Here is an 11,629-nt window from a genome sequence, read left to right as displayed (position 1 = left end):
CGTCTCCGACGAGGGGCGCCGTTGCCCGGTGCCGGACGCTGCGGGCGGGCACCCCCCACCCCGGCCCCTTCCCGCCGTCGGCGGGTGCCGGCCGTCGTCGCTAGCTGCTACGCCGCTCTCGGCATCGTGGAGGTGGGGTCTGCTCGGTGGAGGGAGCCTGTCATGCCTAGGTCGGTCAGCAGGGCTGTCGTTGCTCGGTGGGAGGAGTGGAGGGCTCCTTGGACCGTGCTCGTGTCGCGGTGGTCGCCGCAGATGTAGAGGCCTGCCAGGAGGCGTACCGGTTTGCGCAGGTCGTGCGGGGGGCGCATGGCCGGGACGGCTTCGGGGGTGTGGTGGACGGCGAGGGTTTCCCAGCGGGCCGTCGAGGTGCCGTAGAGGCGGGCCAGGTGGAGGCGGGCGGCGGTGTCCACGTCCGGGGGCGGGGTGCCGAGGACGGTGGAGGAGATCAGGGCGCGGCCCGCGGGGGCGCGGGCCGGGTCGACGCGGCTGATCACCGCCGTGTGGGCGACCGGGCCGCCGCGGTCGGCGTCCAGGAGCAGGGCGGTGTCCGTGCGCGGCGGGTCGTCCGTCGTGTGGTGGACGACCGTCACGGGGTGGAAGTCCGGCACCCGCAGCCCCGGCATGAGTTCCGCGGCGGTGCGGGCGTCGGTGGCGATCAGGACCGCGCGGCAGCGGAAGACGCCGTGCTCCGCGGTCGTCACGGAGGTCGTGGCGACCGAGGTGACGCGGACGCCGGTGTGCACGGTGCCCGGTGGCAGGGTGCGGGCCAGCAGGTCGGGGAGGACGTCGGCACCGCCCTCGGGCAGGCACAGCCCGCCCGCGGCGAAGGCGCGCAGGGCCAGGTCGGCGCAGCGGCTGGACGTGGTCAGTTCCGGGTCGCACAGCAGGGCGGCGAGCAGGGGGCGCAGGAAGCCCTCGACGGTGCGGGCGGGCAGGCCGCGCGCGGTGAGGGACCGGCCGGCCTCGGTCTCCGGGCGGGAGAGGACCTCGTCGATCGGCAGGCCGGCCAGCCGGGTCAGGGCCGGCACGAGGCGGGCCTGGTCGACGGGCGTGCCGAGCGGGGCGCTCGCGCGTGCCCGGGGGGCGGCTGCGGTACGGGGCGCGTTGGCCAGTGCGCGCACCACGTGGAGTGCGCCCCGTGCGCCCCCGGTGCTCCGTGTGCGCCCACCGGCCGCCGTGGCGCCGGCGTGGTGATGGCGGCCGTCGCTGTGCAGCAGGACGCCGGGGGCGAAGGGGCGCACGGTCAGCGCGTCCAGTCCCGGGGTCAGCTGTAGTTCTGGATACGCGGTGGACAGCAGCTGGCCGACGCGGTCGAGCCGGAAGCCGTCGACCTTCTCCGTCGCCATGCGGCCGCCCACGCAGGGGGCGGCCTCCAGTACCGCGGTGGTGACTCCTGCGCTGGTCAGCCGATGCGCTGCCGAGAGTCCGGCGATCCCGGCTCCCACGACGACGACGTCTGCCTGGTACGCGGGCTCAAGCACGTGCCCCTCCTCGAGGTTGCGCGGCCGGTGGAGACGTCATGCCCCCAACGGGCGTCCCGGATACCCGAGTTCGGATCGAGGTTAGGGCGGTGATCGGTCAGGGACAGTCGCGCATGGACAGGGCACGGGCGCACGCCGGTCGCATACGGTCACATCTGTCCCCGGTTCTGTCTCACGCCGCTCGGATCGCGTCCTCGATGCCGGGGAAGGCGAACGTGAAGCCCGACTGCAGCAGGCGCGTGGGCAGGATGCGCTGGCTGCCCAGGACGTCGCCCGCCATCTCGCCCAGGGCCAGGCGCAGCGCCGCGGCCGGGACGGGCAGCAGGGCCGGGCGGTTCAGCACGCGGGCCATGGCCTCGGTGATCCGGGCGTTCGTCAGGGGCTCGGGGGCGGTGAGGTTGAAGGGGCCCGACAGGTCCGCGCGGTCCATCAGGTGGCGGATCGCGGCCACCTCGTCGTGCAGCGCGATGAACGACCAGTACTGCCGGCCGTCGCCCAGCCTGCCGCCGAGCCCCGCACGGAACAGCGGGAGGAGACGGCCCCACGCGCCGCCCGACCGCGACACCACCAGGCCGGTCCGCGGCAGCACGGTCCGCACCCCGGCCGCGCGGGCCGCCTCCGTCGCCGCCTCCCACTCCACGCACAGCTCGGGCAGGAAGCCGGTGCCGGGGGACGCGTCCTCGTCCACGGGGCGCTCGCCCGTGTCGCCGTAGATGCCGATCGCGCTGCCGTTCACGAACACCCGGGGCGGCGCGTCCAGGGACGCCAGCGCCCGCGCGAGCGTCCGGGTGCCCTGTACCCGGCTGGAGCGGATCCGCGCCTTGTACGCCTCGCTCCAGCGGCGGTCGCCGATCCCGGCCCCGGCGAGGTTGACCACGGCGTCGCAGCCCTCCAGTCCCGCGCTGTCCACGAACGACCGCTCCGGGTCCCAGCGGATCTCGTCCGGGCCGGCCGGGTCGCGCCGCACCAGACGCACCACCCGGTGCCCCTCGGCGGTCAGGGAACGGGCCAGGGCGCTGCCGATGAGGCCGGACGCGCCGGCCACCGCGATGCGTGCAGGGTGCATGACCGACATCCTCTCCGGCGCCGCGTGAAAACGCGGTGAGACGCGTGCGCTGTCCCCATAGGGTGACCGGCATGCCCGATCCGAACCCGTCGTTCATACGTACCGCCCGAGCCGAGGACGAGGATGCGCTGCGCCGCCTCGACCGCGCCGTGTGGTCCCCCCTGCACTCCGTGTCGGGGCCGCCCGCGCCGGACGCGCCCTTCTTCCCGGAGGACGCCGGACCCGCCGCCCACCTCGTCGCCGAGATCGACGGCCGCGTCGTCGGGTACGTCCGCCTCGGCACGCCCACCCCGCTCCCCTCGAACGCGCACGTGCGCTACCTCCGCGGCCTCGCCGTCGCCGAGGAGGCCCGCGGCCGGGGCGTCGGGCGGGCGCTGCTGCGGGCGGCCGAGGCGGAGGCCCGCGGCAAGGGGTTCCGGCGCATCACCCTGCGCGTCCTCGGGCACAACACCGGGGCGCGCGCCCTGTACGAGTCGGAGGGCTTCGTCGTCGAGGGCGTGCAGCCGGAGGAGTTCTTCCTGGACGGCGCGTACGTCGACGACGTGATGATGGGCAAGCGGCTGGTCTGACGCCCGCCACCCGCTACGACGTGACGAGGTGGCCCGTGTCCACCGCCTCCGTGGCGTTCGCCGCCTGCCCGGCGTCCTCGGCCACCTCGGCCGCCGTCAGGACGTAACCCGTCTCGTCGTCGGAGGTGGAACGGGCGAAGACCACGCCGAACACCCGGCCGTCGGTGGTCAGCAGCGGGCCGCCGGAGTTGCCCGGGCGCACCGTCGAGCGGATCGAGTAGATCTCGCGGGTCACCGTGGCGTCGTTGTAGATGTTCTGCCCGGTGGCGTGCACGCGGCCGGCGACCGTCGCCGCCTGCAGGTTCAGGTCGCCGTCCTGCGGATAGCCGGCCACCACCGCCCGGTCCCCGCGCCGGGCGCCGTCGTCGAAGCGCAGCACGGGCGCCTTCAGGTCCGGCACGTACAGCACCGCCACGTCCCGGTCCGGGTCGAACAGCACCACCCGCGCGTCGTACGTCCGGCCGGCGCCGCCCACCCGTACGCCCGGGCGGTCGATGCCCGCCACCACGTGGGCGTTGGTCATCACGTGCCGCGGCGCGTACACGAAGCCGCTGCCCTCACGGCCCTGGGTCCCCGCGGCGCCCTCGATCTTCACCGTGCTCAGCTTGGCCGCGTCGGTGGCGGCCGCCGTGACGTCGTCCCCGGTGGGCCGGGGCACCTCGGCCGTCGACTCGTTCTCGAACGGGTTGAACACCTGCGGGAAACCCGCCTCGGTGAGCGCGGACGTGGCCCGTGAGAACCACGCCGGCGTGGTGTCCGGCATCGCGTCCTGCACCGCGCCGAGCAGCCGCGAGTCGCGTATGGCGCTGGTCACCAGGGGAGTGGAGGACGCGCCGAGCACGCTCGCGGCAACCCACGCCACGAGCAGCACGGCGAGCGCGTTGGCCGCCGCGCCGCCGACGCCGTCGGCCACCCGCAGCGGACCCCGGTCCAGCTCCCGCCGCAGCCGCAGCGCGAGCCGCCCCGCCAGCTCGTGCCCCACCGCCGCCGGCACCAGCACCGTGAACACCGCCACGACCGTCGCCGCGGTCGTCCCCGGCGCCACCAGGCGCATCACCCACGGCAGGACCCACACGCCGATCGCCGCGCCGCCCACGAACCCGGCGAGCGAGACGCACCCGGCCACCAGACCGCGCCGGTAGCCGGAGCCCGCGTACGCGAGGATCACCAGCAGCAGCACGATGTCGAGCAGGTCCACGAAGCCGCCTTTCTCTCGCCCCCTGGTCACGCGGCCAGGGGCATCCCTGGGTACGCGCGCCAGGGGCCGGATGATCAGCCGTCCACCAACCGGTCACGGCCCCGGTACCCCGGGAAACGCCCCGGACCGGGACGATGGTTCCACCGGGTGGCACACCACACATGCGGGACCGGCGCGGCGCACCCACAGTGGGAGTCATGCGAAGAGCGCGCGAGACCGCCCGCGCCCGCCCCCGGATACCGGGCCCCGCTTTCGCCGTGGCCGCCTGTCTGCCGGGTGTGGCCGCAGCCGTCGCCCTGGTGCTGTGCGCGACCGGCGTGGAGCGCGCCGCCACCGCCGCCGCACCCGCCTCCCGGCCGCTCGCCGCCCGTCCCGCGCCGCACACCGCGCCCGCGCCGCGCATCGTGCCCCGCGCGGCCTGGTTCCGCGCCGGCGCCCGGCCGAGCCAGCCACCGCCGCGCTACGACGACGAGGTCGTCGCCGTCTTCGTCCACCACACCGACACCCCGAACGCCTACGACTGCGCCGACACGCCCCGGATCATCCGGGACGTCTACACCGGCCAGACGGGAGGCCGGGACTGGGACGACATCGGCTACAACTTCCTCGTCGACCGCTGCGGCACCATCTACGAGGGCCGCGCCGGCGGCGTCGACCGCCCGGTCACCGGCGCCCACACCCAGGGCTTCAACCACCGCACCGCCGGCGTCGCCGCCATCGGCACCTTCACCGGTGGCACGCCGGTGCCGCGCGCCATGGAGGACGCGATCGCCGCGCTGATCGCCTGGAAGCTCGGCCCGGCCGACGTCGACCCGCGCGGCACCTCCCGCCTCACCTCCAGCAACAGCGGCAGCCGCTTCCCGCGCGGGGCCACCACCCGGCTTCCGGCGGTCGCCGCCCACCGCGACGCCTACGAGACCACCTGCCCGGGCGCCGCCCTCATCGCCCGCCTGCCCGCCATCAGGGAGCAGGCGGCCCGCCTCCAGGGCCGCGGTGATCCCGTGACGGAAGCGGGCGGTTAGGGCCGGGGGTCCGTCCGGCACGTGCTGTGCGAGGCGGTACGGGCACGCGCGCCTGGCTGCGAGCAGGCCCAGCTCACTCCCGGAAGCGGTACCAGAGCTTCGGGTAGCGGTCCGCCAGGGCGCTCTCGTCCTCGAAGTCGAGCGGTGTGCCCGCCGGTTCCGAGGGGGCGGGCGGGATGCCCAGGTCGGGGGCGACCGTACCGGTGAGCTGTTCGTAGGCCTCGTCGGCGGCATAGCCCAGTTCCTCGGCGTCGCCGTCGATCTCCTCGTCGAAGTCGTCCAGCAGGTCGGCGAGCGCGTCCGGGTCGTGCAGGGCGCCCTCGAACACCTCCCGGCCCTGGCCGATCAGCCAGCAGCGGAAGAAGTCGAAGGCGTCGTCACTGGCCCCGTCCAGCAGCACCCAGGCCGCGCCCCACAGGTCCCAGCGGTAGGCGCGGTTGTAGCGGACCTCGAAGTGACGGGCGAAGTCGAGCACCTCCTCGGGGTCCTTCTGGAGCAGCCGTTCGAGGAGAAGGTCAGCCTGTTCCTCCGGGTCGCCCTCGGCGGCGTCGCGGGTGGCGTCCACCAGCTCCCAGAACTCCGTCTCGTCCATCACGGGTCCAGCATCCTGCGTCGGGGACGGGGACGCACGCGGAGTGCGGCGGTTTCCCACGGCCGGGTGGCCGCCGCCTCACCCCCGGCCGCCGCGTCACCCCCGGCCGCCGCGCCCCCCGGGTCGCCGCGTCCCCCCGGTCGCCGCCTCAGCCCCGCTCGCCGTACAGCCGCGCCAGCCGTGCCGCGTCCGCCGCGAACCGTGCCCGCAGGCCCGCCGGGGCCAGCACCTGCGCCTCGGCCCCGAGCGCCCTCAGCTGGGTGTGCGCGACCTCCTCGGACTCCACCGGCAGCGTCACCGTCACCCAGCCCTCGCCGTCCGGCTCCCCGGCCGCCGCCAGCGCCTCCCGCGCGGACAGCGTGTCCACGGCCCACCGCAGGGCGCGCACGCCCTCGGGGGACAGCCGTACGACGACCTCGGTGCGCAGCAGCGAGCGGGCGAACCGCTCGGAGTGCTCCGCCCAGAAGCCGGGCAGGTCGAAGTCCTCGTCCCGCGCGAAGCGCTCGTCACCGCTCGCCACGGCGGCGAACCGGTCGATGCGGTACGTGCGGTACGCGCCGTCCTCAGCGACCCGCGCGCACAGATACCAGACGCCCGCCTTCAGCACCAGCCCGTACGGCTCCAGCACCCGCTCCACGTCGCGCTCGCCCCGCCGGTAGCGGGCCGTGACACGGCGCTCGTCCCACACCGCCTCCGCGACGGCCGGCAGCAGCTTCGGTGTCTCCGGCTCCCGGAACCAGGCCGGCGCGTCCAGATGGAACCGCTGCGACGCCGCACGCGACGCGTCCTGCAGCGACGGCAGCAGCGCGGCCGACACCTTCAGCCGGGCGGCCGAGGCGGCGTCCTCCAGACCCATCTCCCTGAGCGCCCCCGGCACCCCGGACAGGAACAGGGCCTCCGCCTCGCTGCGCGCCAGCCCCGTCAGCCGCGTGCGGTACCCGCCGATCAGCCGGTAGCCGCCGGCCCGGCCCCGGTCCGCGTACACCGGGACGCCCGCCTCGCTCAGGGCCTGCGCGTCCCGGGTGACGGTCCGCTCCGACACCTCCAGCTCGCTCGCCAGCTCGGCGGCGGTCATCGAGGGCCGGGACTGCAGGAGCAGCACCATCTTGATCAACCGGGCGGCACGCATACGGCCATCATGCCCGGACCCACCGACAACGAAGGGGCACGGCAGGTGCCGTACCCCTTCGTCAGGACCCGATTGATTACAGGCCGTACTTCTCGCGGGCTTCCTTCACCGACGCGGCCTTCACCGCGCCGCGGCCGGCCAGCTGCGCCAGCGCCGCGACGACGATCGACTCGGCGTCGACGCCGAAGTGGCGGCGGGCGGCCTCACGGGTGTCCGACAGACCGAAGCCGTCGGCGCCCAGCGAGGACCAGTCCTGCTCCACCCACTGCGCGATCTGGTCCGGGACCTGGCGCATGTAGTCGGAGACGGCCAGCACCGGGCCCTCGGCGCCCTGCAGCGCCCGGCGGACGAACGGCACCCGCTCCTCGCCGCGCAGCAGCGCCGCGTCGGCCTCCAGCGCGTCCCGGCGCAGCTCCGTCCAGGAGGTCGCCGACCACACGTCGGCGGCCACGCCCCACTCGTCGGCGAGCAGCTGCTGCGCCTTGAGCGCCCAGTGGATCGCCGTGCCGGAGCCCAGCAGCTGGATGCGCGGGGCGTTGGCCGGGACGGTGACGCCCGCGGACTCCGCCGTGTTGAAGCGGTACAGGCCCTTGACGATGCCCTCGTCGATGCCGAGGCCCTGCGGCTTCGCCGGCTGCGGCATCGGCTCGTTGTAGACGGTGAGGTAGTAGAAGACGTTCTGGTCCTCGCCCGGCTTGGCCTCGCCGTACATCCGGCGCAGACCCTCCCGCACGATCACCGCGATCTCGTAGGCGAACGCGGGGTCGTAGCTGAGCGCGGCCGGGTTGGTGGCGGCGATCACCGGCGAGTGGCCGTCGGCGTGCTGCAGACCCTCACCGGTCAGCGTGGTGCGGCCCGCCGTGGCGCCGACCAGGAAGCCGCGGCCGAGCTGGTCGCCGAGCTGCCACATCTGGTCGGCCGTGCGCTGCCAGCCGAACATCGAGTAGAAGATGTAGAACGGGATCATCGCCTCGCCGTGCGTCGCGTACGACGACGAAGCGGCGATGAAGTCGGCCATGGAACCGGCCTCGGTGATCCCCTCGTTGAGGATCTGGCCGTTCTTGGCCTCCTTGTAGTACATCAGCTGGTCGCGGTCGACCGGCTCGTACGTCTGGCCCTTGGGCGAGTAGATGCCGAGCGACGGGAAGAGCGACTCCATGCCGAAGGTGCGCGCCTCGTCGGGGACGATCGGCACCCAGCGCTTGCCGGTCTCCTTGTCCCGGACCAGGTCCTTGACCAGGCGGACGAACGCCATCGTGGTCGCCACGCTCTGCGAGCCGGAGCCCTTGTCGAAGGCGGCGAACGCCTTCTCGGCCGGGGCGGGCAGCGCCGGCAGCGGGTGCGTGCGGCGGGCCGGGGCCGGGCCGCCGAGCGCCGCGCGGCGCTCCTGGAGGTAGCGGACCTCGGGGGCGTCGGCGCCCGGGTGGCCGTAGGGGACCACGCCGTCGACGAAGTCGCTGTCCTTGATCGGCAGCTCGAGCAGGTCGCGCATCGCCTTGAACTCGTCCACCGTCAGCTTCTTCATCTGGTGGTTGGCGTTCTTCGACGCGAAGCCCTCGCCGAGGGTGTGGCCCTTGACCGTCTGGGCCAGGATCACGGTCGGCGCGCCCTTGTGCTCGACGGCGGCCTTGTACGCGGCGTACACCTTGCGCGGCTCGTGACCACCGCGGGAGAGGTGGAAGCAGTCGAGGATCTTGTCGTCGCTCAGCAGCTTCGCCATCTCGACGAGCGCCGGGTCCTTGCCGAAGAAGTCCTCGCGGATGTAGGCGGCGTCGCGGGTCTGGTACGTCTGGATCTGCGCGTCCGGTACCTCGCGCAGCCGGCGTACCAGCGCGCCGGTGGTGTCGAGCTGGAACAGCTCGTCCCAGGTGGAGCCCCACAGCGTCTTGACGACGTTCCAGCCGGCGCCGCGGAACTGGGCCTCCAGCTCCTGCACGATCTTGAAGTTGGCGCGGACCGGGCCGTCCAGGCGCTGCAGGTTGCAGTTGATGACGAAGGTGAGGTTGTCCAGCTCCTCACGGGCGGCGAGCGCGAGGGCCGCCGTCGACTCGGGCTCGTCCATCTCGCCGTCGCCGAGGAACGCCCACACGTGCGAGGCGGAGACGTCCTTGATGCCGCGGTTGGTGAGGTACCGGTTGAACCGCGCCTGGTAGATCGCCGACAGCGGACCGAGGCCCATGGAGACGGTCGGGAACTCCCACAGCCAGGGCAGGCGGCGCGGGTGCGGGTAGGACGGCAGGCCGTTGCCGCCGGCCTCCTGGCGGAAGTGGTCCAGCTGCGCCTCGTTCAGGCGGCCGTCCAGGAAGGCGCGGGCGTAGATGCCGGGGGAGGCGTGGCCCTGGATGTAGAGCTGGTCGCCGGAACCGGCAGCCTCGCCGGAGTCCTTGCCCTTGAAGAAGTGGTTGAAGCCGGTCTCGTAGAGCCAGGCCGCGGAGGCGAAGGTGGCGATGTGGCCGCCGACGCCGTGCTTGCTGCCGCGGGTCACCATGGCGGCCGCGTTCCAGCGGTTCCACGCGGTGATGCGGGCCTCCAGCTCCGGGTCACCGGGCAGGCCCGGCTCCGCGGAGGTGGGGATGGTGTTGACGTAGTCCGTCTCGAGGAGCTTCGGCAGCGCGATGCCGGCGCCCTCGGCGCGCTCCAGCGTGCGGCGCATCAGGTAGGCCGCCCGGTGCGGCCCGGCCGCCTTGGCGACGGCGTCCAGGGAGGCCTGCCATTCGGCGGTCTCCTCGGGGTCGCGGTCCGGGAGCTGGTCGAGCTCGCTCGGCTGGATGGCGTTGGGGTCGGTCATGTCGCCGCCTTCCTCAGTCGAAGGGGGGTTCCCTCACAGTGAAGGGTTCGGGGGTGCCCTAGGTCTTTGGCAGGACAGGGCTCAAGGACTTCGGTGGAAGTCCGTCGGTGACTCTAACTCCGTGATCGATGATCGATCAAAGGGTTGAGGGCGAAAACCTCTTGATCACGAGAAAGTAGGCACGCGGTGCCTTCGACCATGGCACCGGGTGACTGCTGGGGTGGGGTGTTTGTGCAGGTGAGCGCGGTGGGGCTCGGGTGTGCCGGGGGGCGTCGGCGGGTGCGGGCCGGGGGTGGCCGGTCGCGCAGTTCCCCGCGCCCCTCCAGGGCGCGTTCCGCGCCCCTTCACGCCGCGCTCCGTGCCCCTTCACGCCGCGTCCCGCGCCCTCCACGCCGCGCTCCGTGCCTGTTCAGGACCGCGTCCCGCGCCCTCCACGCCGCGCTCCGTGCCTGTTCAGGACCGCGTCCCGCACCCCTTCACACCGCGCTCCGTGCCCCTTCACGCCGGGCTCCGTGCCCCCTCCACGCCGGGCTCCGTGCCTGTTCAGGGCGCGTTCTCGCCCTCCCCCACGCCCGCGCCCCGGGCGGCCTTCCGCCTGCGGCCAGATCCCCGTCGCCCCTCAGGGCGCGGGGAACTGCGCGACGGGGGTCCGGGGGCGGAGCCCCCGGGGACGGGAAGGGTAGGGGCGGCGGGGGCGAAAACCCCTGGGCGCGCGAGGCACAGCCAAGGGGGGCGTAACCCCGACGCGCGGGGCGGGGCCAAGGCGGGGGCGTCAGCCCGACGCGCGGGGCGGGGCCAAGGCGGGGGCGTCAGCCCGACGCGCGGGGCCGGGCCAAGACGGGGGCGTCAGCCCGACGCCTGGGCCGTGGCCGAGGCGGGGGCGGAACCTTCGGGGCGGCGGGGCGCAGCCAGGACGTGGGCGGGAGTCCTACGGGCGCGGGGCGCAGCCCAGGACGTGGGCCTTCACCAGCTCGGCGATCCGCGGATCGCGGCGCTGGAAGGCCTGCACCAGCTCCTCGTGCTCCTCCGCGTACGACTGCTGGACCGTGCCCAGCCAGCGGATCGACAGGGCCGTGAAGACCTCGATCCCGAGGCCCTCCCAGGTGTGCAGCAGCACGGAGTTGTCGGCCGCGCGGACCAGTTCGCGGTGGAAGCCCACGGTGTGCCGGACCTGGGCCGTGCCGTCGGCGTTGCGGTCGGCGGCGTACAGGGCCGTGACGTGCGGCTCGAGGACCGAGCAGTCCACCGCCAGCTTCTCCGCCGCCAGCTCGGCCGCGATGGCCTCCAGGCCGGCCCTGACGGGGTAGCTCTCCTCCAGGTCGGCCGCCGTGAGGTTGCGCACCCGCACGCCCTTGTTCGGGGCGGACTCGATCAGCCGCAGCGACTCCAGCTCACGCAGGGCCTCGCGGACCGGGGTCTGGCTGACCTCCAGCTCGGTGGCGATACGGCGCTCCACGATCCGCTCACCCGGCTGCCAGCGCCCGCTGACGATTCCCTCCACGATGTGCTCGCGGATCTGTTCGCGCAGCGAGTGGACGACGGGCGCGGTCATGAGGGCTCCTTAGGGAGGGCTGACATTTAGACAATACGGCGGGTTCGCTCCACGGGAAGGGCGTGTGGGGGTGTCTTTGCGCAGGTGAGACCAGGGTTACACGCCGTGGGTGGGGCGGGGGCGCCTGCTGACTGGGGTTCGTCCCTTGTCGGGCGGGTGCGGGTTGCAGGTGCCGCATACCCGCTGTGCCCCGCCGGGACCCATACGTCGATGCCCCCGCCCGGAGACTCCG

The 11,629-nt window shown here is 74.1% G+C and carries 9 protein-coding genes; 2 read left to right on the top strand and 7 right to left on the bottom strand.

All coding sequences use genetic code 11. The features are described from left to right. Window positions 1–107: 107 nt before the first annotated feature. Both AC0B9F_RS01685 and AC0B9F_RS01680 read right to left on the bottom strand, forming a co-directional pair. Window positions 108–1,481, bottom strand: coding sequence for an NAD(P)/FAD-dependent oxidoreductase (locus AC0B9F_RS01685; RefSeq protein WP_471998210.1), 1,374 nt, complete (start codon window positions 1,479–1,481; stop codon window positions 108–110). Window positions 1,482–1,653: 172 nt separating this feature from the next. Next, the gene (locus AC0B9F_RS01680) at window positions 1,654–2,547 is read right to left on the bottom strand and encodes a TIGR01777 family oxidoreductase (protein ID WP_471998209.1); all 894 of its coding nucleotides are present in this window, start codon (window positions 2,545–2,547) and stop codon (window positions 1,654–1,656) included. Between the two features lie 71 nt (window positions 2,548–2,618). On the opposite strand from AC0B9F_RS01680, the gene AC0B9F_RS01675 reads away from it, so the two are divergent. Then, complete coding sequence (locus AC0B9F_RS01675) at window positions 2,619–3,116, top strand: GNAT family N-acetyltransferase (protein WP_471998208.1); 498 nt, start codon at window positions 2,619–2,621, stop codon at window positions 3,114–3,116. A gap of 13 nt (window positions 3,117–3,129) precedes the next feature. Here the strand turns inward: AC0B9F_RS01675 and AC0B9F_RS01670 are convergent, their stop codons facing one another. Further along, entirely contained in the window at window positions 3,130–4,314 is a 1,185-nt protein-coding gene (locus tag AC0B9F_RS01670; RefSeq protein WP_471998980.1) for a MarP family serine protease, read from the bottom strand. A gap of 197 nt (window positions 4,315–4,511) precedes the next feature. Between AC0B9F_RS01670 and AC0B9F_RS01665 the strand changes: the two genes are divergently transcribed. Then, window positions 4,512–5,336 carry a peptidoglycan recognition protein family protein gene (locus AC0B9F_RS01665; protein WP_471998207.1) on the top strand — a complete coding sequence of 275 codons (825 nt, stop codon included), beginning with the start codon at window positions 4,512–4,514 and terminating at the stop codon, window positions 5,334–5,336. A gap of 73 nt (window positions 5,337–5,409) precedes the next feature. On the opposite strand, the gene AC0B9F_RS01660 is transcribed toward AC0B9F_RS01665, so the two are convergent. The 4 genes from AC0B9F_RS01660 to AC0B9F_RS01645 form a co-directional block, all read right to left on the bottom strand. Further along, window positions 5,410–5,928: a DUF4240 domain-containing protein gene (locus AC0B9F_RS01660; protein WP_471998979.1), complete on the bottom strand. Its 519-nt coding sequence runs from the start codon at window positions 5,926–5,928 to the stop codon at window positions 5,410–5,412. Window positions 5,929–6,076: 148 nt separating this feature from the next. Continuing rightward, entirely contained in the window at window positions 6,077–7,057 is a 981-nt protein-coding gene (locus AC0B9F_RS01655) for a helix-turn-helix transcriptional regulator (protein ID WP_471998206.1), read from the bottom strand. Window positions 7,058–7,133: 76 nt separating this feature from the next. After that, complete coding sequence (gene aceE, locus AC0B9F_RS01650; protein ID WP_471998205.1) at window positions 7,134–9,845, bottom strand: pyruvate dehydrogenase (acetyl-transferring), homodimeric type; 2,712 nt, start codon at window positions 9,843–9,845, stop codon at window positions 7,134–7,136. A 928-nt stretch (window positions 9,846–10,773) separates the two neighbouring features. Then, on the bottom strand, window positions 10,774–11,397 hold the full coding sequence (locus tag AC0B9F_RS01645) for a GntR family transcriptional regulator (RefSeq protein ID WP_471998204.1): 624 nt from the start codon (window positions 11,395–11,397) through the stop codon (window positions 10,774–10,776). Between the last annotated feature and the right edge of the window lie 232 nt (window positions 11,398–11,629).

It is taken from the genome of Streptomyces sp. NPDC097129 (genome assembly GCF_055668065.1).
This window is presented reverse-complemented; position numbering and strand designations above follow the sequence as displayed.

Coding starts and splice junctions, on each gene's coding strand:
- AC0B9F_RS01645 (WP_471998204.1), bottom strand. CDS start 11,397: ATGACCGCGCCCGTCGTCCACTCGCTGCGCGAACAGATCCGCGAGCAC.
- AC0B9F_RS01680 (WP_471998209.1), bottom strand. CDS start 2,547: ATGCACCCTGCACGCATCGCGGTGGCCGGCGCGTCCGGCCTCATCGGC.
- AC0B9F_RS01675 (WP_471998208.1), top strand. CDS start 2,619: ATGCCCGATCCGAACCCGTCGTTCATACGTACCGCCCGAGCCGAGGAC.
- AC0B9F_RS01665 (WP_471998207.1), top strand. CDS start 4,512: ATGCGAAGAGCGCGCGAGACCGCCCGCGCCCGCCCCCGGATACCGGGC.
- AC0B9F_RS01660 (WP_471998979.1), bottom strand. CDS start 5,928: ATGGACGAGACGGAGTTCTGGGAGCTGGTGGACGCCACCCGCGACGCC.
- aceE (WP_471998205.1), bottom strand. CDS start 9,845: ATGACCGACCCCAACGCCATCCAGCCGAGCGAGCTCGACCAGCTCCCG.
- AC0B9F_RS01655 (WP_471998206.1), bottom strand. CDS start 7,057: ATGCGTGCCGCCCGGTTGATCAAGATGGTGCTGCTCCTGCAGTCCCGG.